The organism is Actinomycetes bacterium (assembly GCA_024222295.1).
Taxonomy (GTDB): domain Bacteria; phylum Actinomycetota; class Acidimicrobiia; order Acidimicrobiales; family Microtrichaceae; genus JAAEPF01.
The window spans coordinates 169,799-193,175 of record JAAEPF010000017.1 but is presented as its reverse complement, the minus strand read 5'-3'; the positions used below and the strand labels follow the sequence as shown (position 1 = coordinate 193,175).

General features: G+C 66.2%; 27 protein-coding genes and 1 tRNA gene. 15 read left to right on the top strand and 13 right to left on the bottom strand.

Annotation, left to right across the window (positions count from 1 at the left end; genetic code table 11):
- The first annotated feature begins 24 nt into the window (after nt 1–24).
- The gene (locus tag GY812_03650) at nt 25–678 is read left to right on the top strand and encodes a class I SAM-dependent methyltransferase (protein MCP4434580.1); all 654 of its coding nucleotides are present in this window, start codon (nt 25–27) and stop codon (nt 676–678) included.
- 14 nt (nt 679–692) lie between these two features.
- Here the strand turns inward: GY812_03650 and GY812_03645 are convergent, their stop codons facing one another.
- A complete protein-coding gene (locus tag GY812_03645) occupies nt 693–1,388 on the bottom strand; it encodes a TetR/AcrR family transcriptional regulator (GenBank protein MCP4434579.1) in 696 nt (231 codons plus the stop codon).
- Nucleotides 1,389–1,590: 202 nt separating this feature from the next.
- Here GY812_03645 and GY812_03640 point away from each other — a divergent pair, with 202 nt between their 5' ends.
- On the top strand, nt 1,591–2,571 hold the full coding sequence (locus tag GY812_03640) for an NAD(P)-dependent alcohol dehydrogenase (GenBank protein MCP4434578.1): 981 nt from the start codon (nt 1,591–1,593) through the stop codon (nt 2,569–2,571).
- A 106-nt stretch (nt 2,572–2,677) separates the two neighbouring features.
- Here GY812_03640 and GY812_03635 read toward each other — a convergent pair whose 3' ends face one another.
- The gene (locus tag GY812_03635) at nt 2,678–3,217 is read right to left on the bottom strand and encodes a winged helix-turn-helix transcriptional regulator (GenBank protein MCP4434577.1); all 540 of its coding nucleotides are present in this window, start codon (nt 3,215–3,217) and stop codon (nt 2,678–2,680) included.
- Nucleotides 3,218–3,227: 10 nt separating this feature from the next.
- A complete protein-coding gene (locus GY812_03630; GenBank protein MCP4434576.1) occupies nt 3,228–3,779 on the bottom strand; it encodes a hypothetical protein in 552 nt (183 codons plus the stop codon).
- 568 nt (nt 3,780–4,347) lie between these two features.
- On the opposite strand from GY812_03630, the gene GY812_03625 reads away from it, so the two are divergent.
- The 4 genes from GY812_03625 to GY812_03610 all read left to right on the top strand — a co-directional run bounded on the left by GY812_03625 (nt 4,348) and on the right by GY812_03610 (nt 8,323).
- Complete coding sequence (locus tag GY812_03625; GenBank protein ID MCP4434575.1) at nt 4,348–5,517, top strand: hypothetical protein; 1,170 nt, start codon at nt 4,348–4,350, stop codon at nt 5,515–5,517.
- 46 nt (nt 5,518–5,563) lie between these two features.
- Entirely contained in the window at nt 5,564–6,427 is an 864-nt protein-coding gene (locus GY812_03620; protein ID MCP4434574.1) for a sialate O-acetylesterase, read from the top strand.
- 114 nt (nt 6,428–6,541) lie between these two features.
- Nucleotides 6,542–7,585 carry an alpha/beta hydrolase gene (locus GY812_03615; GenBank protein ID MCP4434573.1) on the top strand — a complete coding sequence of 348 codons (1,044 nt, stop codon included), beginning with the start codon at nt 6,542–6,544 and terminating at the stop codon, nt 7,583–7,585.
- Between the two features lie 84 nt (nt 7,586–7,669).
- Entirely contained in the window at nt 7,670–8,323 is a 654-nt protein-coding gene (locus GY812_03610; GenBank protein MCP4434572.1) for a hypothetical protein, read from the top strand.
- A gap of 222 nt (nt 8,324–8,545) precedes the next feature.
- On the opposite strand, the gene GY812_03605 is transcribed toward GY812_03610, so the two are convergent.
- From GY812_03605 to GY812_03595, 3 genes are all read right to left on the bottom strand, one after another.
- A complete protein-coding gene (locus GY812_03605; protein MCP4434571.1) occupies nt 8,546–9,013 on the bottom strand; it encodes a hypothetical protein in 468 nt (155 codons plus the stop codon).
- A gap of 435 nt (nt 9,014–9,448) precedes the next feature.
- Nucleotides 9,449–9,589 carry a hypothetical protein gene (locus GY812_03600; protein ID MCP4434570.1) on the bottom strand — a complete coding sequence of 47 codons (141 nt, stop codon included), beginning with the start codon at nt 9,587–9,589 and terminating at the stop codon, nt 9,449–9,451.
- A gap of 633 nt (nt 9,590–10,222) precedes the next feature.
- A complete protein-coding gene (locus GY812_03595) occupies nt 10,223–11,680 on the bottom strand; it encodes a DUF2510 domain-containing protein (protein ID MCP4434569.1) in 1,458 nt (485 codons plus the stop codon).
- A 97-nt stretch (nt 11,681–11,777) separates the two neighbouring features.
- On the opposite strand from GY812_03595, the gene GY812_03590 reads away from it, so the two are divergent.
- Nucleotides 11,778–12,197, top strand: coding sequence for a DoxX family protein (locus tag GY812_03590; protein MCP4434568.1), 420 nt, complete (start codon nt 11,778–11,780; stop codon nt 12,195–12,197).
- On the opposite strand, the gene GY812_03585 is transcribed toward GY812_03590, so the two are convergent.
- The gene (locus GY812_03585; protein MCP4434567.1) at nt 12,187–12,525 is read right to left on the bottom strand and encodes a hypothetical protein; all 339 of its coding nucleotides are present in this window, start codon (nt 12,523–12,525) and stop codon (nt 12,187–12,189) included. The two genes, GY812_03590 and GY812_03585, sit on opposite strands and share 11 nt — an antisense overlap.
- Nucleotides 12,526–12,755: 230 nt before the next feature.
- Nucleotides 12,756–13,079, bottom strand: a complete 324-nt coding sequence (locus tag GY812_03580; protein MCP4434566.1) for a hypothetical protein — start codon at nt 13,077–13,079, stop codon at nt 12,756–12,758.
- A 244-nt stretch (nt 13,080–13,323) separates the two neighbouring features.
- Between GY812_03580 and GY812_03575 the strand changes: the two genes are divergently transcribed.
- A complete protein-coding gene (locus tag GY812_03575; GenBank protein MCP4434565.1) occupies nt 13,324–14,529 on the top strand; it encodes a deoxyribodipyrimidine photolyase in 1,206 nt (401 codons plus the stop codon).
- Nucleotides 14,526–14,903 (top strand): DUF2256 and DUF3253 domain-containing protein, encoded by a 378-nt coding sequence (locus tag GY812_03570; protein MCP4434564.1) that lies wholly within the window; start codon nt 14,526–14,528, stop codon nt 14,901–14,903. The genes GY812_03575 and GY812_03570 overlap by 4 nt, the downstream gene beginning before the upstream one ends.
- Before the next feature lie 225 nt (nt 14,904–15,128).
- Here GY812_03570 and GY812_03565 read toward each other — a convergent pair.
- Together GY812_03565 and GY812_03560 are read right to left on the bottom strand one after the other, a co-directional pair.
- A tRNA-Met gene (locus tag GY812_03565) sits at nt 15,129–15,205 on the bottom strand.
- 256 nt (nt 15,206–15,461) lie between these two features.
- Nucleotides 15,462–16,655 carry an FAD-dependent oxidoreductase gene (locus GY812_03560; protein MCP4434563.1) on the bottom strand — a complete coding sequence of 398 codons (1,194 nt, stop codon included), beginning with the start codon at nt 16,653–16,655 and terminating at the stop codon, nt 15,462–15,464.
- Nucleotides 16,656–16,780: 125 nt separating this feature from the next.
- Here GY812_03560 and GY812_03555 point away from each other — a divergent pair, with 125 nt between their 5' ends.
- On the top strand, nt 16,781–17,791 hold the full coding sequence (locus tag GY812_03555; GenBank protein ID MCP4434562.1) for an NAD(P)-binding protein: 1,011 nt from the start codon (nt 16,781–16,783) through the stop codon (nt 17,789–17,791).
- Here GY812_03555 and GY812_03550 read toward each other — a convergent pair.
- Nucleotides 17,766–18,530 carry a DUF2071 domain-containing protein gene (locus tag GY812_03550; protein ID MCP4434561.1) on the bottom strand — a complete coding sequence of 255 codons (765 nt, stop codon included), beginning with the start codon at nt 18,528–18,530 and terminating at the stop codon, nt 17,766–17,768. The genes GY812_03555 and GY812_03550 overlap by 26 nt on opposite strands.
- A 69-nt stretch (nt 18,531–18,599) precedes the next feature.
- Here GY812_03550 and GY812_03545 point away from each other — a divergent pair, with 69 nt between their 5' ends.
- On the top strand, nt 18,600–19,124 hold the full coding sequence (locus tag GY812_03545) for a heme-binding protein (protein ID MCP4434560.1): 525 nt from the start codon (nt 18,600–18,602) through the stop codon (nt 19,122–19,124).
- Between the two features lie 147 nt (nt 19,125–19,271).
- Here the strand turns inward: GY812_03545 and GY812_03540 are convergent, their stop codons facing one another.
- Together GY812_03540 and GY812_03535 are read right to left on the bottom strand one after the other, a co-directional pair.
- A complete protein-coding gene (locus GY812_03540; GenBank protein ID MCP4434559.1) occupies nt 19,272–19,541 on the bottom strand; it encodes a GlsB/YeaQ/YmgE family stress response membrane protein in 270 nt (89 codons plus the stop codon).
- Between the two features lie 46 nt (nt 19,542–19,587).
- Entirely contained in the window at nt 19,588–19,932 is a 345-nt protein-coding gene (locus GY812_03535) for a hypothetical protein (protein ID MCP4434558.1), read from the bottom strand.
- A 169-nt stretch (nt 19,933–20,101) separates the two neighbouring features.
- Here GY812_03535 and GY812_03530 point away from each other — a divergent pair, with 169 nt between their 5' ends.
- The 4 genes from GY812_03530 (at nt 20,102) to GY812_03515 (ending at nt 23,363) form a co-directional block, all read left to right on the top strand.
- A complete protein-coding gene (locus GY812_03530) occupies nt 20,102–21,325 on the top strand; it encodes a saccharopine dehydrogenase (GenBank protein ID MCP4434557.1) in 1,224 nt (407 codons plus the stop codon).
- A gap of 59 nt (nt 21,326–21,384) precedes the next feature.
- A complete protein-coding gene (locus GY812_03525; protein ID MCP4434556.1) occupies nt 21,385–21,840 on the top strand; it encodes a hypothetical protein in 456 nt (151 codons plus the stop codon).
- A 112-nt stretch (nt 21,841–21,952) separates the two neighbouring features.
- Nucleotides 21,953–22,906, top strand: a complete 954-nt coding sequence (locus GY812_03520) for a DUF2236 domain-containing protein (GenBank protein ID MCP4434555.1) — start codon at nt 21,953–21,955, stop codon at nt 22,904–22,906.
- Between the two features lie 4 nt (nt 22,907–22,910).
- Nucleotides 22,911–23,363 (top strand): pyridoxamine 5'-phosphate oxidase family protein, encoded by a 453-nt coding sequence (locus GY812_03515; protein MCP4434554.1) that lies wholly within the window; start codon nt 22,911–22,913, stop codon nt 23,361–23,363.
- The last annotated feature ends 14 nt before the right edge of the window (nt 23,364–23,377 follow it).

Below are 23,377 nucleotides of genomic sequence, written 5' to 3'. Positions count from 1 at the left end.
ACCGCTTGAACGGTTGGAGGTCCGGTGAACAAGGACGTCATCGAGGAAACCCCGGAGATCTGGGGTGACGACGCCACGACGGACAGCGCCACGGTCCGGGAGAACTACGACCGCTTCGCAGGGACCGGTTCGTACGACGAGACATTCGACGAGTGGGGATATGTGGCGCCGGTCACCGCGGCTGCCCTCATGCGCAACTACTCGCCGGTCGCGGGCAGCGTGCTCGACGCCGCGTGCGGTTCGGGACTGTCGGGCGCCGCCCTGGCGAACCTGGGCTATGACCATGTGACGGGCGTGGACATCTCGCCGAAGCTTCTCGAACTGGCCGAGGGCACGGGTGCCTACGAGCGCCTCGAGTGCGTCGACATGCAGGACCTGCCACTGCCGTTCTCCGACGATGAGTTCGATGCGGTGAGCCTCATAGGGGCGCTGACCTACTTCGAGACCACCGACATCCTCCGGGAGCTGTACCGGATCACGCGCAGCGGCGGCCACATCGTGTTCACCCAACGCGACGACATCATGCGCACGCAGGACTATGCGAGCGAACTCGACCGGATGGAGGACGAGGGCCGCTGGCATCGCGTGCTCGGCACGGAGCCGATGCCCTACCTGCCGGCCCACCCCGAGTACGGCGAGCGCATCAGGGTCCAGTACTTCGTGTACCGGGTTGCCTGAGCTACACCCTGTTCTCAGTCGCTCGTCCTGTCCGGGCTCGCGGAGAGACGAGCCGCCTCCAAGCCGTCGAGCAGGAGGTCGAGTCCGAACTCGAAGGTGTCGGCGAAGCTGTAGCCGGGTCGCATGACGTGCTCGTCGGTGAACTCCACCAGGTGCGGGTACTCCCCGGGCGGCATCGCATCGACCAGGTCACCGGCGACCTCAACGATCTCCCCCTCACCGCCGCCGGGCAGGTTCGCCTCCTGGAGAGCGAAGCCGTAGACGAAGCTGTCGATCAGCGCGTAGGCGTGGGCTGCCATCTCGAGCGACAGGCCCCCTCGTCGCAGACAGCCCAGCATGGCATCGTGCTGTCGCAGGGTAGCCGGGCCTGGTGAGGTCCGTGACTCCATCATGGGGGTGGCCCAGGGGTGGCGGCCCAGTGCCTCACGAGCCGAGACCGAGCGCACCCTGACTGCGTCGGTCCACCGGAGGTCCGCTGGCGGAAGCTCGATCTCTGCGAACACGCAGTCAACCATCCCGTCGAGGATCTCCTCCTTGTTGGCCACGTGGTGGTAGATGGCCATCGGCTTCGCCTCCAGCTCCGCAGCGAGCTTGCGGATCGTCAGGGGCTCGATGCCGTCGCGGTCGGCGAGCCCGATCGCGGCCTCCATTACGCGCTCCCTGCTGAGTGGTGTCCGCTTCTTGCGGTTGCTGACAGTTGAGCGGGCCATGGTGTCGATCTCCAAGGTTTCGGTTGACCGATAGTACTAAGTACGTCTATCGTGGTCAACGACCCGTACTAAGTACGTGGAATCGCTCGACGACCTGGCCATGGGCCTGAAGGGACAAGCCATGACTGCAACATCAACCTCCGCGACATCTGGCAGCATCGCCGGGGAACGACCGGAGCCGACCCAGGGATCGACCACGAACATGAGAGCCGTCTTCCAGGAACGCTACGGCTCGGCCGACGCGCTGGAGGTTCGCGAGATCGAGCGTCCCCAGCCCGGGGAGGGCGAAGTGGTCCTCGAGGTCCACGCCGCCGGGGTCGACCGCGGCGTGTGGCACCTGATGACCGGCAAGCCCTACGCGGTGCGGGCCGCCGGCTACGGGATCACCCGACCCCGGCAAGCGGTTCCCGGGCTCGATCTGGCAGGCACGGTCGTGGAGGTGGGCAAGGGCGTGAGCAGGTTCGAGGTCGGAGACGACGTGTTCGGGATCGGCATCGGCTCCTATGCGGAGTACGCACGTGCCCCCGAGGACAAGCTGGTGCACAAGCCGGCCACCCTTTCCTTCGACCAGGCCGCTGCAGTCGCCATATCGGGACTTACCGCCATCCAGGCCGTCGAGGACGTCGCCCGGGTGCGCCCCGGTCAGGAAGTGCTCGTGCTGGGGGCCTCCGGAGGCGTCGGCAGCTTCGCGGTGCAGCTGGCAAAGGCGGCCGGTGCGAGGGTGACCGGCGTCAGCAGCGGCGCCAAGGCCGACTTCGTAAGCTCTCTCGGAGCTGATGAGGTGATCGACTACGCGACGTCGGATCCGACGGCTGCGGCGGACACCTACGACGTGATCATCGACACCGGCGGTCGCAACGGACTCGGCAAGCTCCGCCACGCCCTCACACCGACGGGCACGCTCGTGATCGTCGGCGGTGAGGACGGGGGCAGCTTCACCGGCGGCACCGGAAGACAGCTCAGGGCGATACTCCTGTCACCGTTCGTGCGTCAGCGCCTGAGGACCTTCGTCTCCAAGGAGCACCACGAGGGAGTCGAGCGGCTGCGCTCTCACATCGAGGCCGGCAACCTCACCCCGGCGGTCAGCACCACGTACCCACTGGAACGCGCCGCCGACGCACTGCGGGACCTCGAGGAAGGGCGCATCCGCGGCAAGGCCGTCGTGCGGGTTCGACCGGGATGACCGCCGACAACCCGGCAACCCGGGGACGCTGAGGCTCTCGAACGAGGCTCGTGGTTCCAGTCCCACGGCTGGATGCCGCGCTCATCACAGCAGGGATGGTTCACCGTCAGCCGTCTGCTGGGCCTGGCCCGGTCGGGGCCGGGTCCTGGCCCAACGCCGAGCCTTGGACCGGGCGGTCGAGGGAATCGACAACCTCGTGGAGGGCTCGAAGGCTGAGATGGGTTTCGTCGGCCTGCTCGCCGATGCGCTCGGTCACCTGCTGAAGCACCGGGGCGAAGAGGTCCCCCGCCGAGCGGTGTGCCAGGCGACCTGATTCGGTGAGTTCCACCCGATAGGAGCGCCCGTCGCCAGGGTTGGCGACGCGGCGGACGTGGCCGCGTCGCTCGAACCGCTTCACGTAACTGGACACGGTGGTTGGGGGAGCTGCCATCCAGTGCGCCAGCTCTGAAGGGGTCATGCCGTCACCCGAGGCGAGGACCGAGTAGACGGCGAACTCGTCGGCATCCAGACCAGATGGCCGCACGACCTCGTCGATCAGGGCGATGGTGGCGCGTGACACAAGCCAGACGTCGAACAGCACGTTGCCGAGCCCATCGTCGAGCTCCTGACGCCCCGCTTTGCTCGGTGGTCCTTGACTTGCGGACATCACTGCGACCCTACTGCGGGATCGCATGATTGGCGGTGGGCCCGGCCATCTGTCGTCGGGTCAACCAACCCGCCGCCGTTCGGAGAACCAGAGCCACAAGGCCGACCATTAGGGTCATCCCTGCGAGCCAGAAGGACACGTTCTTCGCCGCCGACGCGACCCCCAGAACACCGTTGGTTACCGCAGGCTGCGGGAACGCGGCCAGTGCCAGCCATGCGAAAAGGTTCTCCAGATAGTCGAATCCGGTGCCCACCATGGCCAGCACCAGGCCAACCACGGCAATCCCCGGTCGCCCGGGGCACAGGCGGCGCAGCACCATCGACAGCGAGGACGCCATGAACAGACCGAAGACCAGGGGGTAGAGCAGGTCCGCCACCTGCATGTTGCGATAGGCGTCACGTCCACCCTGACCGCACGCGTCGAGGAAGTCGCTGACTTCGTAGCCGGTGGAGTAGAACCGGACATCCAGCGGCAGTTGGCCGCAGGCCTTCTCGACCACGGGTATGGCAAACGCCGCCGAGGACGAGAAGAAGACCCCGAAGAATGCCAGGAACACGAGCAAGGTCGGGATCCAGACACGCCATGTGCCGAGCCGAGCGGCTGTCGCGCCGAGACCGAATTCGCCGGGAGTGTGTGTAGGTGTGCTGGTGACGTCCCGCTGCTCGTGATGCCGAGCACCGAGTGGCTTGGCTTCCGGCTTGGGTGTCGTGTTGCTGGTCATCATCTTGTTCCTCCCGCCACCGTTTCGTGGCACGTTCGTATACTGCGACTTCGTACTATCTAGATAGTGCGATACCGTACTAGTTCTGTCAAGCTGTCCCTGAAGAAACCACGATCAAGATCCGCATCGAGGAAGGCAGCTGCCGCCTGCTGCACGCGGCGCAGGGCGCTCGGGATGTCCTGTCACTCCGGCTCCGGGATGCGCCCGCCGGCCAACCGGAAAGGACCTCGGCCGCCGCGCCTGCTCCGGAGAAGGTCGTCCTGCTCCACTCGGGTGCAGGGCTTTGCGACCCCGGCAACGGCTGGTGCTCCGAGAGCACGCACACCAGGTTGAACGCCTCGCAGGCCCATAACCTACGATGCCGTCCAGTTTCGGCCACCGATTCAGTGGCGCATGACTGGGGGAATTGATGAGGCACACGCGAAAGGCGTTGGCGGTGGTCGGATCCGTGGCGGTTCTGGCTTCGGTCCTGGCGGCTTGCACGACCATCGCTCCGGCGACCCGAGCCGGCATCGGCTGCGTCTGGCCGTACAAGACGGACAAGGACACGCTCAACGTGGCGTATCCCGACGAGGGCGCCACGTACTGGACGACGACCTACAACCTGCTGGCAGGTGAGCAGCTCCGAGTAGAGGGCGAATTCCCCGAAGCCCGCTACATCTCGCTGGCCACCTACACGGTCGCTGGATCAGTGGTCGACTCGGTTACCGACAGGGATCTCATGGTCACCGCGGGCGACAATCCCTTCGCTGACCCTGCCGCCACGGGCGGCAGCTACGAGCTCACCGTGTCCGCTGGCGTCGGGCCGGGCAGCGGCTCTTCCCTGGCGTCCTCAACGGCGGGTGCGCTCATCTATCGGACCTACGTGGCCGACGACGCCGCCGACGTGAAGGGTGGCGTGGGGCTCCCGACCGTCACCGTGGTGCGGACCGATGGGTCCGAGCTGACGCTGCCCGAGTGTCCCTCACCGGGGGCCAACTCGTCGCTGATCGACCTGATCAACGCGTTCGGACCTCCCGTTGACCGTCCGGCCGAGGACCCACCGCTGTTCAAGCAGCCCCTCAGCGTCGCTGGTCTGTACGCGAATCCCGACAACGGGTACGTCGCTGCGGTGGCCGAACACAGTGCCGGCGAGGTCGTGGTCGTGAGGGGCAAGGCCCCGTCCACCCCCGACAACGAGGCGGGTGATTCACCCGCCGAGTTGGGCAACCAGCTCCGCTACTGGTCGATCTGCACCAACGAGTACCGCAAGCCCTACCCCATGACCGACTGTGCCTATGACGCCCAGATCCCGCTCGACGCCAACGACGAGTACACCATCGTCGCCTCGACCGCCGCTGACCGACCCTCGAACGCCACGTTGGGAGACGGCGTTCTCTGGCTGGACTGGGGCTCCACGAACCAGGACATGTTGCTGATCCTGCGCCACATGCTGCCGGACCCGGGCTTCACCCAAAGCGTGTTCTCGGTACCCGCCGGCGATGCGGCATCCACCACGATGGGTGACTTCGCACCGGTGTCAGTCACATGCCCGACGGCTACCTTCGAATCCGGCGGAGCCGCAGCCTGTGGCCTCTGATCAGCCAGGTGGCAATGGGATGCTGAGAGTTCCATCGTCGACGGTCGTGACGAGCGTCGTTGTCGCGTTGCTCGCCGTCGCATGCGCGGCGCCGGGCGGCTCGGGTTCACCGGCGACCGAACCCGAGGCGCAGCTCGGTTCGACCCTCGAGTGTCCCTGGGACGAGTCGGACCCGGGGATGCGGACGTTCATCGTGTCGGGACAGTCGAACATGGTCGCTGCAGGAGGCATACCCGAGACCTTCCCCGCCGCCTACCGGGCCGGCACCGACCGACTGCAGATGTTCGACGGCGGGACATGGAAGCGCCTGGGCATCCCCGCGTCGGGCAAGTGGGGCCCCGAGATCGCGTTCGCATGGACGATGCACGCCGCATGTCCGGACTCGGACATCGGGTTCATCAAGTATGCGGTCGGAGGAACCTCCATCGACCTGTGGGTGCCCGGGGCCCTGCACGGATCCACCCTCGAGTCGAAGATCACGGCAGCTTGGCAGGCCCGCCCAGGGCTGTCATTCGAGGGGTTCCTCTTCCAGCAGGGCGGTGCAGACATGCACACCCGCGAGCGGGCGGAGAGTTGGGGCGACGACTACCTGTCGATCGTCGACTACCTGCGTGGCACGCCCCAGGTTCCTGACGACATGCCGTTCCTGCACGGCACGTACCGAACGGGTTCGATCCCCGATGACCTCACGGGACTCGACCCGGACTCGATTCCATCTCCCGCCCCGGACCGGCCCTTCGCAGTTCATGTGTCGGTTGAGCAGTGGAACGTGCAGGCGGAGCGGCCCGGGGTGCACGCCGTGGTCCATCGGGACCTCCCGGTGCTGGGCGATGGCATCCACTGGACTCCCGACGGGATCCGGGCCGCGGGTCGGAACTTCGCCGATGCATTCGTGAACGAAGCGTCCTGAGCAGACCCGAGCCGGTTCGGTCGACGTGAGGGTCCGACCGGTAGGCCCCTCGGTCCGAGCGCCGAACTTGAGCAGAAATTTGCGAGGTCGCATACCCCGTGTGAGCATCGGTCCGTGCCTGATCGTTCTTTCTTGGCTGCAATAGCGCTGTCCGTGATGTTCCCACTGGCATCATGCGCCGGGACTACCGATCAAGGCGTCGCGGCCCAGGGCACAGGCCAATACACCTCCTCGTCAACCGACGCGGTGTCGACGACATCCACGAGCCTGGCCAGAGCGGATATCTCGATCATGTGTGATCCGACCTCGGGGTCGGGCTGTCTCGTGCCCACTCCGAACCCGGATGAGCAGAGTCCACTCATATGGAAGGAAGGCCTTCAACCGGAGTTCGCCAACATTTCTTACGGTTCTGATCCAGCCCAGGAACTCGATATCTACCCCGCTGAGTCATCACCCTCCAGGGGTACGATCGTCGCCATTCATGGTGGCGGTTTCGTCGGTGGTGACAGATCCATGATGACGGAGTGGTTTGGGCCAATCGTCAAACAGCTTGACCGCGGTTTCGCCATCGTGAACATCGAATACCGCCACACGGATGGTGCCGAGAATCCGTTCCCGGCAGCGGTTGAGGACACTGCCAAAGCAATCAACTGGGTGCGCGCCAACGCTTCCACGTACAACCTGAATGTTGACACCCTCATCGTTGCCGGCCATTCCGCTGGGGCTACGCTGGCGACGCTCGCTGGTGTGGCTACAAGCGAGAGCTGGACCAATGCTCCCGATGTCGAAGTAGATGGCTACGTCTCATTTGCTGCGATCATGGACTTCGCAAGCCCATCCATGGATGATGCAAATCGAGGCTGGCTCGGTTCCAGCTTGGACCCAAATGCAACCTTTGACGCATCCCCGGTGGACCACGTCGAAGCCGCCGACCCACCGGGCTTCATAGCTCATGGCGACCAGGATGGGATCGTGCCGGTATCGCAATCCGAGGAGTTCGTGTCCAAAGCCGATCAGGCAGGGGTTCCAAGTGAGCGCGTTTGGTTTGACAAGGTGACGACCGGCGATCCATCGTGCCGAAACCACGTTTGCATGTGTGGTGTCAACTCGGCGGCTCTGGACCAGTGGTTCGACTTGGTCGCCAACGGCGAGATCTGACGGCGCCGACCGTTGATCCGAACCTGAACGGCCACCATCGCACGGGGATGCCCGCGGCGACCCCGGCGAGTCGCTGGACTGGGCATGGCATCCCGACCCCGGAGATCGCCCCGCAGAAGGGGGAAGCCCTCCGGGAGCATGCCGTGCATGTCCACGACGACCTCGACGCAGCGCGCGACGAGGTGCGCCTCGACTAGACGTCGAAGGTCGTGGTGGCGGCGAGCTCCGAGCGGGCCGATCCCACGAAGGATGAGCACCGGATCGGCGAGGCACCCCAGATGGCCCTCGCCCACAGCGTCCTGGCCCGCAGCGCTACGCGGAGTGCAGCTCGCCCGCCGCTCACCCGAGTACGTGATGCTCACCTACGCCCTTGCGAGCGCAGCTGACGTAGCGTTCGCCCAGGGGCACCCCGACGCCGAGGCGCTGCTTGCCGAAGCGAAGTCGATCGCCGGACGGTGCGTCGACCCCGGGATCGCCGGCCGCTACCTCGCCAGGATCGAAGCCCGCCACGGGCGCGCCGAACGACCGCAGGTGGATGGTCCCGCCGACGGACTCACCCAGCGCGAGCTCTCGGTCCTGCGGTACCTGCCGTCGGAGCTGTCACAACGCGAGATCGCGGGCGAGCTGTACGTGTCGCTCAACACGGTCAAGACGCACTGCAAGGCCATTTACCGGAAGCTCGATGTCGAGGGCCGCAAGCCCGCGGTCCAAGCGGCCCGCGAGCTCGGGCTCCTCTGAACGCCTCACGTTCACCATCCGGGGAAAGCCATGCGCTGCAAGATAGCGACCCCGCTGATAGGACTTTGGGAGTCGGCACCGTGTGTCGCAGCGAGACGCAACCTTGTGCGACGAAGCTGCGGAGCCCGTCGCGGCGGGCCAACATGGCACCTACCGCTACGGACACGCACAGCGACGCGACGAAGATGACAATCGACACGCAGATGGTGGCGGCAATGCTGTTCACAGTGCCCCCTGCACACAGTCTGCGTACGCCTCGTAGGCGCCAAGGGTGGGGTGAATCCGATCCGACAGCGGGTAGCCGTCTGACTCGCAGTCGATCGTGTCCGCGAACCGGTCGCGGAGGTCGTCGTTGAAGTAGCCGAGCCAGGGTGCTGCCAGCTCGAAGGGTTCGGTCACGAAACGAACGTCGATCCCATCCGCTTCGAGACGGTCATGAACCGACACCGCTGCAGCGATCGGGTTTCCCCAACCCTGCAACACGTCATTCGCGCCTCCCAGGATCAGGATCGTGTCGGGATGCCGGCCGGTTGCCTCAAGCACCGCGTCGATGCGGGTTCCGATCGATTCCAACATCGGGCCACCGTCGGGGACGGCGTCGGTTCTTGTGAAGCGGGCTCCACCCTGGGCGATGCTGAACACGTTGTCCATCCGCCAGCCGGTCGCCCAGGCGATCGAGTCGCCGGTCACCCACACCGCAGCACCGGGGTCTCCTGACGCAGCCGGTGGTGGTGACTGTGGTGGTGCGCAGGCTGCTGCTAGAGCAGCCGTGGCCAACGCGGCAACGAGAAGTCACCCAAGTCCGTCGAATGGGTGAAGTGCCGCAGACCAGGAGCGGAGGCGTTCAGAAGTGTCAGTTGGGCCTCGAGCGCTGCGTCATGCTGCGTTCGCAACGTCGCGTCGGCCGGCCGCCAGAGCGATGGTCCCATCAGCTACGACACGCTCCATCTTGAGAGTCGGCCCCTCGGCGGCTTTGTAGCTGTCCCTCGCAACTCACGAACCAATTCTGGTCGCCGAACCTGCGCAAGCAAGGTCAAATCGAGGCGCGCAGCTGTCGATGACCATGCATGCCTCGAGTCCATGCGCCTACCCCGTCGCTCTACGGCTTCAGAGGTACGTGCCGTCTCACGGGTACGTCAGTCCTGAGAAGAGCTTCGCGATGTCGATGAGTCCCCGTCGAACGCGGCCCACCCAGCCGTGTTCCTCGCGCCAGCGGAGCTCCCGTTCGACTGACTCAACGGTCACGCCCATGAAGCCGCTCGGCATGCAGGCCTGGTCCAAGTGCCCTCGCACCAAAAAGGATGTACACCCCATTCTGCCCGAGTCGGCGAGCCGCCTCCGCCTACGTGACGACGTCTTCACCACGGTCCTGTGTCTGCGCTGAGCTTCCGTCGCTGGCCATGACTGGCGATGAAACCTACTTCGCTGACAACGGGAACCGAACGCCTGCATGAGAATCGAGGGCCCGGTGTCTTCTCGCTCGTTGCCGCTCTCCTCGAGGATCAGAACGACCACCATCTCTCGGACAGACCATCGCGCCGGCCGGCAAACAGCTCCCACCAATCAAGCGTGTCGTCAAGATGTTGCCCGGTTGCCGACCGGGGCGCGCAGTGTCTCCGCTTCGACCTGGTGTACGTGGAGCTGGAGTGCGAGCTGCCAAGTGGCGTGACCAAGAACGGCTTGGCCTCCTCAATCGAGCAACGAGGCAACGTGGCAGAGGTTCACGTGAATCCGGCAGACGGCGAGCTGGATGGAAACCTCCCAGGCGAAGACGAGTAGACACCCCCAGATAGCGGGTCGCCTCCCACGCGACCAACGGAGCCTGGAATAGAGACAAGCCCAGTTAGGGCCAGACCGACAGACTGCCGGCTCAGCGGACACGGCGCGTTTGGTGGGGCACTAGGACTTGCAGCTGTTGCACAGCGGTTCCGATTGCCGCCTCTTGGCCAGCCACGATGTTCCGCACGCTGTGCAAACGAGCGCTAGGTGGTCGGCGGTCATTACTCGAGCTGGAACCGACGGCTGGCCGGATTGGATGGCGGAGAACATTGCCTGCGATGTCGTGATCGGGATCCCGAACTTGCGTGCCTTGCCAGCCGTGCCGGAACGTGATTCCGGGTCGGCGGCGACGAGTAGGCCCGTGGACTTCTTGCGCACGCTCTTGGACAACGGCACCAGGCCGGCGGCGCTACACAGGTCCTCGAAGTCCTCGCGTTCGAGCACAGCGTCCGTGCCGTCCACTTGGATGACTGCTTCGCCGGTGAAGCCCACCTCGAGGCCCTCGACCAGGTCCACTTCCACATCCATCGCCCTGTAGCTGTCGACACGTTGGGCAACGACGTCAGCGGGAACGTCAAGCAGCGCTGCGACACGAAGGAGCGCTTCGAGTTCGTCGTCGGTGACAATGTCGTCGTCAACTGCGACGTTGACGCACTCGTTGACGAACATGCGGTGCAGCACGCGCACGGTCGGCTCGTCCAGGTCGAGGTTGTCGGCCAGCTCAGTCAATGCTGTGCGTTCCTCGCCAGTGACTTGGAAGTCTTCGACAACGCTGTCGATCAGCTCGAAGTAGGACGCCTCGGCGTTCTCGTGACCGGTGCGGTCCCCGGGGCCGGTCACCTTCTTGGCGATGGCCGCCACGAAACCCCGTTGCGTGCTGGCATCGACCGTGTCGCGTCCACTTGATCGGGTAGCGAGCCGGGTACCGGCAATGCGCGGTGCACGGGAGACCGCCGCTTGAACGTAGCCGGCCGGGTCGTCGTCGCCCCACACCTGATATGCGAGCTGTGCTGTTGCCCGGGCGTCACCGAGAGCGGTGTGCGCGCCTGTGAGTTCGATTCCGCGAACCCAGCACGCCTCGGACAGCTTTAGCCCTGTGGCGGCATAGGTGCAGAACCCTGCACCCCAGTCCAACGCCACACCACAGTTGTCGAACTCGGAGCCGAGAACTCGCCGCTCGAACCCGAGGTTGTGGGCAGCGATCACGGTGCCGTCGAATCGTTCAGCGATGATCCCTGCGATGTCACCGAATTCGGGGGCGTCGGTGACCATCGAGGCGGTGACACCATGGATGCTGGTCGGCCCGACGTCGCGTCGCGGATTGATGAGCGTTTCGAACTCGTCAAGCACCTGCCCAGTGGTCGCGTCGATTGACACGACAGCGATCTCCACGATCCGGTCCGCTGCTCCCAAGCCGGTCGTTTCCACATCGACCACAGCCATCGGCGCAGCAGGTGCCTGGCTGGCCGCCGGCTGCCGCATGGGTTCCGTGTGCCCGGTCCAGTCGGTGCCGTCGAACCATCTCCAATGGGTTGTTGACCATGGATCCAGGTACCAGCCGGGCTGCGGGGTGGACATCGAACGTTCCTCTCAACGGGGCCGCGGCGAGATGAATGCGGCTAGCAGCAACGTCATACTGTTCCTACGACTGCCGAACGGAAGGCTTCCATCGCTCATGAAATATCTTGGAAAATTGGCCCAGGCCGCTGCTGCTCTGTGGATCCTCAATGTCTGGTTCAACCGGTTCAACAAGGACACCGGCTACCGAGGCGGCGACGCGACCAACATGAAGGAAGAGTTCGAGGAGTACGGGTTCTCGGAGAACGCCATGTACGCGGTGGGCGCGGCGAAGGTGAGCCTTGCCAGCTTGATGTTGGTCGGACTCTTCAAGCCAAGGGTGACCCGCCCCGCCTCGGTCGGCCTGGCCGCCTTCATGCTTGGTGCCATAGGCATGCACCTCAAGGTCGGCGATCCCTTCAAGCGCTACCTGCCCGCGCTATCGGTCTTCTCGCTTGCAACGACTTCGGCGATCCTGAGCGGAACCCCTAAGTCGGAACCGAGCGGCATGGAACTGGAAGCGGCAGCTACGACCTGAGAAAGAGCGCGACCAGCACCGCGTTGAGAACGCCCAGCAAGGCAGCGGGCAACATCAGTCGCAGTGGGTCGTGGACCTTGACGCGGACGACTAGCCCGAGGACCATCAAGATGGTGAGGCTGGCAGCCGCGAGTGCCCCGAGAGTCGGGAAGGCGAGTCCCAGCAGGACCGCCGTGCCACCGAGGATCTCCATCACGCCGACGAAGGTGCGGATTCCGGGCATCCCGTATCGCGTGAACTCGTCTTTCAGCCGAACCCGGAACAGGACTTCGAAGCCGTAGCGAAGGAACGACAGTCCCGAAACGAGCGCCAGCACCAAGAGGACCATGTGTGGCCCGATGCTACCGGCGAGAGATCGACGACAGTTCGCTACCAATGCGCGTCTGAGTTCGTTTGACACAGGTTCGGCGCGGCGGCGACAAGGCGCCCCGAACCACAACAGCAGGCCCGGAGGCCTGCTGTCACACGGGTTTCGTTGGTGGCGGGGGCAGGATTTGAACCTGCGACCCCCGGGTTGCGAACCCGGAGATGGCTGCGCGACCTGCTCCAAAAGATCGTTCAGGTTTCGGCCCGCGCAACCTCCTCAGGCCCAACGCCCCGCTCCGTGCCTGCCACGACCTCCGGCATCAGCACCAGCGCAACCTTGGCTCCCGTCGATGTCAGCCGGTTCACTGTCTCACCGAAGAGGCCGAGCAGGACTTCGTCCGATTCGGGCGAACCGAAGTTGTACCAGACACCGTCGACCTCCCGGTTGGTCATCTCCAAACTCGACATCGCCACCACGAGGTCCGGCTCTACCTCGGCCACCGATTCGAGTTGTTGCCGGGGGATCGCGTCGTTGCACGGGCGGGTCATCTCGGCGACCCGGCGCTGGCATCGCATCCATGAACCTCTTGACGGACGGGCAACTGTTCACCACCTCAGGCGGCGCGGGACGCTCGCCGCTGCCATCGCACACTATTGGTGGTCCCGAGCGGCAGGACCGACCACGATTAGACAGCCGGGCACAGGGCAATGAAGACGACCGTCGCCGCTCCAACCAAGACTTTTCCCTGTTCGCCGTTGACCCGTGTCACTCACCTCCAGCCACGACTTCTTTATCTGCACATGCCCAGAAACGACCATCATGACTGAGCTTCGGCTCCCAGAGACCGGCCGCGCCGCAGCCGAGGAGTTCGTGTCGGCGCGTCTGGCGCACTTGTGCAGTGACGATGTGCGTGGCTCTGGCTCAGTGCGCGGTGGCGCCACAGCAGCGGAATCGGCGCTCGCTTCTTTCGAGGTCCGCGGCTACGCCCGGACTCGCAACGAGGTTCTGCCGCCAGATTCGCGGGGCGCCTCGCGGTTGTCTCCCTACATCCGTCATGGCCTGCTCTCACTTCAACGCGTTTGGAACTCAGTCGAAGGTGGACCCGAGAAGGACGTGCGGCGCTTCCGTGACGAGTTGCTCTGGCAGGAGTACTCGAGACATTGGTACGCGACCCATGGCTCCCGAACAGGTCGCGGGGTCAGGCGCGAGATGGTGGTTGCCCGCGACGGGGAAGGCTGGGACCGTGATCTTGCATGCGTCTCGACCGCGATCGACGAGCTCCACACAGACGGTTGGCTCGTTAACCAGCAGCGCATGTGGCTGGCCAGCCATTGGTCGGTTCGCAACGGCTTCGACTGGCGCCGTGGGGAAGACGAGTTCTTCCGGCATCTTCTTGACGGTTCGCGTGCTGCTAACCGCTTGGGTTGGCAGTGGGTGACCGGCGTCGGGTCAGCGAAGCCCTACGGATTCAGTCGCTGGCAGGTGGACAAGCGCGCTCCGGGGTTGTGTTCCACCTGTCCACACAATCAGGCGTGCCCAATCGAGGACTTCCCAACAGAGCCCGCCTACGCCGAGCAGCCGGAATACCAGAGGATGGACAGCCCTGGGCTGTTCGGACCCACCGAGGTCCAAAAGCAAGGCCCCTCCGAATGGTTGTGGTTGACCGCCGAGTCACTCGGGAACGATCCGGCCATGTCGGCCAATCCGGAACTGCCAGCCGTATTCGTGTTCGACGCACCTTTGCTCAGCCGCCTACAGCTGTCTTCCAAGCGGCTCGTGTTCCTGACAGAGACACTGGCCGACCTGGGAACTCGCCGAAAACTCGTACTCCGGTTGGGAGACCCACTTGAGGAATTGGCTGGGCTGTCTCTTTCAGTAACCCATGCACCGGTGCCGAGGTTCGCCCGCCTGATCTCGAAGCTGAAGGTCAGCGAGACGCATCCATGGCAATGGCTATGTCCGCCAGGAGGCGCTCGGGTCAACTCGTTTTCGACTTGGCGCCGAAGCGTCGAGGAGCCGACATGAGCCGATCCCCTCAACGGTCAAAGACCTGCGCCGTTTGCGGTCGACGCATGGTCTGGCGCAAGGCCTGGGAGCGCAACTGGGACGAAGTCAGGTACTGCTCGGCTGGCTGTCGGAAGCGGCGACGGCGCCCCGTCGACCGCAAGCTCGAGGATGCCATCTTGGGACTGTTGTCTGAGACGGACAGAAACGGCTCCATCTGTCCCACCGACGCCGCCCGACTGGTTGGCTCTGAACAATGGAGGTCTCTCGTCGAACCCGCTCGTGCGGCGGCCAGACGCCTGCACGCAAAGGGACGGATTCAGATACTGCAGGACGGAAGACCGGTCGATGCCTCAACAGCGCGGGGGCCAATTCGATTGGCCAACACCAACTAGTCCGTGTTGGTACGCCTGTTTCCCTGCGCCCTATTCCGGGTTCTTGAAAAGGGATTCTGGGAAGCCTCCCGGGTGCGACAGCTAGCCGCGCGAAACGAACCCAATCCTGCTGGGACTCGGTGTGTCCGCGCCGATTCGTTTGACATCGGTTTGACGCCGGCTCCGGTGTCTGCCGCCCGGAACGGCAACAGCAGGCCCGGAGGCCTGCTGTTGCACGGATCTCGTTGGTGGCGGGGGTAGGATTTGAACCTACGACCTTCGGGTTATGAGCCCGACGAGCTACCGAACTGCTCCACCCCGCGGCGTGAAGATCACGTTACTGCAGATCCGTCCAAGGAAGAAAGCGAGATGGGTGCCGCCCAAGCGAGAGTCACAGCCTGCGGGCCCACCCGATACCGCCTCTCCAACGGCTTGGCGGGCGGTCCCGCGATGCCACGCGCTCGCCACCATTGTTCGGCCTCCACGGACACGACGTGAGCCGCCGAGACCCACGAATCGACCTTGACCGGAACACGTGCCGCGCCTCGGGTGGTGTGTCCACCCAGAGCCGGGTTGTGATCACCGGTCGGCTGAACGCCGGTCGGAAGCCAGCCTCGGACGCACACCTGCGTCGGGCACGTCTGGCGACACACAGCCGAGCGGACCCGTGACCGACGAAGGCGCGAACCGTAGGCCTGCGGCGCCGCCGATCTCCAAGAGGTTCTTGAGGTCGATCAAGTCGTGAATGACCGGAGCGAACTGGTCCAGGAACGGAGCGCTCAGCGAGAACGGGCCCACCCGGGCGACTCCCCGGCGACCTCCGAGATCGAGCACCCAGCCGATCTGTGACAGTCGGACCCGTTGCAGATCTCGGCCGCGCACCAGACGGGCTGCGTTGGCGCCGGCGGCCGAGCCTGCACCCACGGCAACCTGGGCCGACATCGGGAGCCGGTCGCCGCGGCCGTCGACGTGGGCTGCCACGTCGCCGGCCGCGAACGTGCGCTCGAAGTCGCGCACCCGGAGCCGGTCGTCAACAAGAATCCGCCCGTCCTCGGCGGTGGGCAGCCCGATGCCCGACGTGTCGGCCTCGAAGCCGCCGGCCCAGACGACGATGCCGTCGACCGAGCCGTAGGCGGTCTCCACTCCAGCGGTGGTGATTCGCTCGACGCTGTGGCTGAGACGAACCACCACGCCCCTGTCACCGAGGATCCGCCGCGCGCCCGAGGCCAGCTCGGCGGGCAGACCAGCCAGCAACCTGTGCTCTGCCTCGAGTAGCTCGATGCGAAGCCCGGGATGGGCGATGGATGCCGCTCCGGCGAGCTGCACCCCTGTGGCGCCACCACCGATGATCACGAGGGACTCAGCCTCGGCTATCGCCGACCGTAGCCACGCAGCATCCTGTGCGTTGCGAAGTCCGTACGCATGCTCTATGCCCTCAATCGGAGGCCGTGAGACCTCGGCACCGGTTGTCACGACGACCGCATCAGCTGAGAGGATCCGATCGTCGACCAGCCGCACCCAGCCGTCGCCGACCTCTGCCACCGCGGCGCGCTCCACGTCGGAGGCGAACTCTCCAATCGGCCTGCCGGCGTCACCCAACGGTGCGGTGCCGCCGGCGACGGATGCGAGGCGGGTCACGAAATCATGTCGGCCTTCCCGATCCACGAGCGTCACGGGGACCGAACGGCTGGCCACCGCCCGCACTGCATGAAGACCCGCGTAGCCGCCGCCCACGACAATCACGCCGTCCCTGGTGTCGATGCTTTCACCCATACGGAGAGTGATTCGCCCGCGCCCGTGCCGTTGGATGAGCAACTCACGGGAAATCCCGGAACTCGTCCGCAGCCAGCGCGTCGGGCCGACCGTCCCGACCGCTGCGCCAGGGGTAGCTTGCGCCGATGGGTGATCGGCCGAGTGTCGCAATAGTCGGCGCAGGAATCACAGGGCTGACCTCAGCGAGGACCTTGCGCAGCTGTTGTGACGTGGTCGTACTCGACAAGGCGCGTGGCGTGGGGGGTCGGATGGCCACGCGGAGGATCGGCGAAGCGACAATCGACCACGGCGCCCAGTTCCTGACCACCCACACCGGTCGGTTCACCGAGATGGTCGGGCACTGGGAGGCCGAGGGCATCGCCACCCCCTGGTTCTCCGCCAGGGTGGGAACCCGGGGATTGGAGGACCAAGCACCCGAAGTCGCAGACGGCCACATCCGCTATCGCGGTGTGCGCTCCATGAACGACATCGCAAAGCACCTCGCGGGGGGCAGCGACGTGCGCAGGGAGCAGCGGGTCGAGTCCGTGAGCATCGTGGACGGCGCGTGGCGACTGCGGGCGGCCAGCTACGAAACGCACGTGGACGCAGTCATCCTCACCGCACCTGTGCCGCAGTCCCTGCAAATGATCGAAGCGGGACAGGTGCAACTCGCCCGCAGCGACCGAGAGGCCCTGGACGCGATCGCCTACGACCCGTGCCTTGCTGCGCTCGTGCCGCTCAGCGGACCCTCGGGGCTGCCCGAGCCCGGTGCCGTCGACCCAGCCAGCGGGCCCATCGACTGGATGGCGGACAACCAAACCAAGGGTGTGTCCGAATCACCTGCGGTGACGATCCACGCAAGCGCCGAAGAGAGTCGGCGATTGTGGAGGTCACCCGACGAGGCCGTGCTCTCATCACTCCTGGGCGCCGCCGAGCTCGATTCCCCACCCATCGCCGGAGCTTCACAGGTGCAACGCTGGCGCTATGCGCGCCCCGTCGTGTCCCACCCCGACCGCTGCCTGGTGGCGTCAGGGCTTCCCCCGTTGGTGCTGGCCGGTGACGCATTCGGCGAGCCAAGGGTGGAGGGCGCAGTGCTTTCCGGTCTCGCAGCTGCCGCGGCAATCGCGAGGCTCAGCGGCGTTGCGCAACTCGACTGAGCGACACCGGGCGGCCGACCCTCACCGGAACACCCGGTGACCACATGACGTGCGGCGCCTGTGCCGGGCGGTCCAGACCGGCCGCCGCGAGCAGGGTTTCGTCGAGCTGCGCCAGCTCGCCGGAGAACAGCGGCCACTTCGGATGCTCCACCGGCGCCCAGCGGAGCCGCCCGCCACGACTCGCTGACACCAAACCCCAACGGGAAGTCAGGAAGCTCTCCAGGCCCGGGCCGACGTCAATCGGGTCACCCGTGTGAACGACGAGCTCCGCCATTGCGGCAGGACCGCCTCGGCCACCGGGCCAAGTGCGGCGCACCGAGCTGGAGACGGTTTCCGCCATCCTGTGGTGAGATGTGTCGCCCTTGCAGTAAGGAAGGGCATAGGCGGCGCGTGCCACGAGCGCTGGCAGCAGCCGGTCGACGTCGAGTGAGAAGAACCAGACGCCCCTCCGGGGGCCGCTGCGCACGTAGGTCCGCACATTCACCTCCGGAAAGCTCCCCACCATCGGTAGCGGCGCCAGGCCGGGCAGCCCAAGGCCCTCCATTCTGAATGGAACCAGGCCGACCCACGCGTTGCCGTCGAACGTGTCGACCTCAACCCCGTCCGGCAGCAGCGCCTGGACCTCTTCGGGGGGAAGTGGCCAGTGGATGAAGACCACGTCGGTCCAGTACTGCACCATCACCGGCCGCTGCACGCTCTCCGGCGCTGAACGCGAGATGGGTGTGCTCCGGTGTTCCATCAGTGCGCTCATGTCTACGACAACGACGCGCGGTGTCTGCGTGTTCCAACTCCGCGCGACACTCTGCCCATGGCCCTGGACAGCCCCGACTACCAACTCGAGCGAACCATCGGCAGCGTGGAGGTTCGAAAGTACGAGCCATACCTGGTGGCTTCCACCAGGGTGAGCGGATCGCTGCAGGGTGCCGGCAACGCCGGCTTCGGCATACTCGCCCGCTACATCTTCGGGGCCAACGACTCGGGCGACGGCAGCAGCACAAAGATCGCCATGACCACTCCGGTCATCCAGGTTCCGGATGAGGAGAGCTTCACCGTGCGTTTCATGATGCCGCACGACTTCACCTCCGAGTCGCTGCCCACGCCGAACGATGACCGCGTGACCCTCGAGGAGGTCGGGGCGCAGCGGCTGGCCGCGCTCCCTTACCGGGGCAGCTGGTCCAAGGGGCTGCACGACCGGAACCTGCGCGAACTCCGCAGAACGCTCGACCGCGAGGGGCTGGACACCGAGGGCGAGCCGATCTGGGCGCGCTACGACCCGCCCTGGAAGCCCTGGTTCCTCCGGCACAACGAGGTACTCCTCGCGCTGAAGGACTGAGCCGAGCAGCTGGACGCGTCCAGTTCCGGCGTGCGGTCAGCCCGCCAGGCCATCCACGATCTCGTGCGTGCGGCGCAGCGCCACGCGACACACCCCCAGGTAGGGAGCGGCGACCCAGGGCACACCGAAGCCCACGTTGATGGCGGATCAGCCTTTCGGACCGCCTGCTCTTGCGGTGATCGCACCCCACGCGGCCAGCAGGACCGCCGCGCCGATCACCGCCCCGATGATTCCGCCTAGGTCGAACACGTCGCTGTCGCCGATGCCGATCAGCTTCGTGAAGAAGAACCATCCCACGAGCGCCCCGGCCAGCCCGAGAAGCAGGGTGGGCAGGCAGCCCTCGACATTGTTGTCGCCCGGCACGATGAGTCGGGCCAGGCCTCCAGCGAGCAGACCCAGGATGATTGCGCCGATCATGCCTACATCTCACCACATCGCCGGCTGGGGCAACGCTCGATTTTGGTTACGCGGGGACAGGCTTGTTGATCGGCTGCGTCATCTCCGCAGGGTCGATGCTGAACCCGAACACCCCCCGGTACTCCGAGCCGGGCACATCGCGGTGAACTGTGCCCGCGGAAACCTTCGCCACCGTGCCGGGCACCGCCTCGAGTACCTCCCCATCGGGGTACTCGGCGGCGGCCTTGCCGCTCAGCACGAACAGGACCGCGTCGAACTCGTGGAAGTGGAAGTCCTCCTGCGCTCCGACCATGTCCATGGCGATCCCGTGCAGTCCCATCTCGGCCACCGCCGCGAGCGCTTCCTCTTCCCCGCAGACTTCGGTCTGCTCGACTGTCCCATGATCTGCCACGACGACCCCCGTTCTGCCCCGACGCGTCGCGGGGATGGAATCAGCCTGCCACAGCTTCTTCGGGCTGTGCGGCCGACCCGAACCGCCGGGCCGGTACGACTGGAGAGCGGCGACTGCGCCGGAACATCGCACGGCGAATCCTCGACGACGACCCGATAGCGTGCCGGCCGTGACTGACGAAGACAGGCAATTCGACGTGGTGGTGTTCGGGGCCACGAGCTTCGTGGGGCAGATCACCTGTCGCCACCTGGTGGAGCGGCACGGTGCTGATGGCCCCCTGCGATGGGCGATCGCCGGCCGGTCCGCGCCCAAGCTCGACGAGGTGGCGCGCTCGACGGGGGCAGACGTCGAGCGGATCGTGGCTGACGCCTCCGACGAAGGGGCCCTCGCGGAAATGGCGGGTTCCGCCCGTGTCGTGATCTCGACGGTGGGCCCCTACGACCTCTACGGCTCTCCCCTCGTCGCCGCAGTCAGCGCCGCAGGCACTGACTACTGCGACCTCACCGGTGAGACCCACTGGATCCGGCGCATGATCGACACCCACCAGGGGGACGCGGAGGCCTCGGGCGCCCGCGTCGTGCATTCATGCGGGTTCGACTCCATCCCGTCCGACCTGGGCGTCTGGTTCACCCAGCAACAGGCCGAGCAGCACCTGGGCGAGCCGTGCGAACGGATCTCGATGCGCGTACACGGCGCGAAGGGTGGGGCCAGTGGCGGCACCATCGCCTCGATGGTCAACATCGTGGAGGAGGCGGCCAAGGATCCGGGCCTGCGGCGGCTCCTTGCCGATCCCTACGCGCTCAACCCACCGGACCTGCGAACGGGACCCCGACAGCCGGACACGACCCGACCCACCCGGGATCCCGACACCGGCGAGTGGTTGGCGCCGTTCGTGATGGCCGCAGTCAACACCCGGGTGGTGCAGCGCACCCACGCACTGCTCGGTCGACCGTGGGGACCGGACTTCCTCTACGACGAGGCCATGGACATGGGCACCGGTCCCCTCGGAGCGGCCAAGGCCACCGGACTCATGGCCGGACTCGGAGCGGGCATGGGCGCCCTGGCATTCGGGCCCACCCGCAACCTCGCCAAGCGCGTGCTTCCCAAGCCTGGCGACGGTCCCGACCCCGAGGCACAGATGGCCGGGTTCTTCGACCTGCGCTTCTCGGGCCTCACGGCGTCCGGTCAGCGGGTCCGCACCCGTGTGACCGGCGACCGAGACCCCGGCTACGGGGCAACGGCGAGGATGCTCGGCGAGACGGCCGTCGCCCTGCTCGACCTGCCCCGGGAGGAGCGCGGCGGAGGGTTCTGGACCCCGGCCTCGGCGCTGGGCGACCGCCTCGTCGAGCGCTTGGAGGCCCACGCCGGAATGCGCTTCGAGTGGCACGACTGACGCGGGCCCGACAGCCAGAACTCGACGACCCGCGCAACTCGATGGACTAGAAACGGCCCATGGCCCGATACGTCGTCTCCGTCCTGTCCCCGAAGTCCCAGCAGGAGGCCTTCGACTACATGGCGGACCTGTCGAACTTCGCGGAGTGGGACCCGGGGGTACATGGCGTGGAGCAGGCCGAGGGCGACGGCCCAGGTCCGGGCACGGCATTCGACGTGGCGGTCCGGACCGCCGGACGCACGATCACGTTGTGCTACCACGTCACGGACTTCGACCGTCCCGACACGGTCGTGGCCCGCGCGGAGAGCGGGATGCTCGTGTCGCTCGACAAGATGACGATCGAGTCGACCGCCTCCGGAACGGTCGTGACCTACGATGCCGAACTGACTCTCAAGGGGGCCTGGCGGGCGTTCGAGCCCTTCCTCGGGCTCGCCTTCAAGCGGATCGGCGACAAGGCTGCCGAGGGATTGATCCGGGTGCTCGAAGGCGAACGCACCGAGCGACCGGCCGGCTGAGCCGACTCCGGACTCCGGTGACCGGCGCCGCTGAGCCGGCTGCGCATCCGGCGAACGGGCCGGGGCCGAAAAGCAGGGTGAAGGGCGAAGCCCAGAAGGTCGCAGGCACCCCATGCTCAGCTTCATCCGACAGCGGGCCATCGGCTCAACAACGGACCTGTTCAGCCACGGGCCGCAACCCCTCGAACAGACCCTCCAGCACCGGGGCGACCCGGGTCTGATAGGTCCCGGGTCGGTCTCCTGGAGGGTGATAGGCGACGTGACCGCATTCGTGGGCGGCATCCGCGCTCTGCTGGTGCAGACGGCGCTCCCCGAGGTGGTCGCCGGGGTCGACCAGCACTCGCGCTACCGCAAGGATCCACTCGGGCGTCTCTCCCGAACCGCCCACTACGTCACCTCGACCACCTTCGGGTCACAGCCGGAGGTGGAGGAGGCAGTCGCGATGGTGCGTGGTGCACACCGCGGCGTGACGGGCACCTCGGAGCGCTCCCGCACGTACAGCGCAGGTGACCCGGCCCTGGCAGCGTGGGTCCACAACGCGCTCACCGAGTCGTTCCTGTCGGCATACCGCGACTTCGGGCCCCAGCCACTGTCGGACGAGGACGCCGACCGGTTCGTGGAGGAACAGTCTCGCATCGGATCCCTGCTCGGAGCCCGCCCCCTGCCGAGGACCGCAGCGGACCTCGAGCGCTGGGTCGACGACCACCCCGGCATCGAGCACTCGGACGCGCAGGCAAGGGCGCTGCGCTTCCTGCGGCGACCACCCCTGCCGATCGCCGTGAAGCTGCCCTACGCGGTGCTGTTCAACGCCGCTGCCTCGACGGTGTCGCCGAACGTCCGCAGCACCCTTGGGATACACGTGCCGCCATCGAGCGAGCACGTCGGTCGCGTCGCCGTGGGCGGGCTGCGCTGGGCGCTCGGTTCATCGCCCTCCTGGCACATCTCCCTTGTGCGGTGCGGGGAGCCCATACCTCCCGGCCTGTTCAAGCAGCCGCTGCCGGACTCGGCGCGACCGGTCCTCGCCGCTGAGGATGGCCGCGCCGCCTCCGGTCGAGGGGGAGAATGAGGCGATGGCCTACGAACCGGCACCCGAGTTGATCTCCGGTCCGTGGGACGCCGACGAGGTGTCGCAGTTCCTCAGCAATGCGGCCATACCGATCCGCCTTGCGACGCGGGGGCGGGAGCACCCGCTGGTTCAGTCCGTGTGGTTCAGCTTCGACGGCTCCACGATCTGGTGTGCCACCCAGGCCGACTCGCTGCTGGCCCGACGACTGCGCAACGACAACGCCTGCGGGTTCGAGGTCGCCGCCGACTCACCTCCATACTGCGGGGTGCGAGGGCACGGTGTGGCCGAGTTCCACCCGGAGAAGGCAGCCGATCTGCTCAACCACCTGATCGACCGCTACCTCGGCGAGGACAACTCTTCACTCGCCGACTGGCTGCAGTCCAGGCTCGACAACGAGGTGGCCATCGGCATCACCGACCTCAGGGTCTCGAGCTGGGACTACACCCAGCGCATGTAGCACCGTCGGGTGCG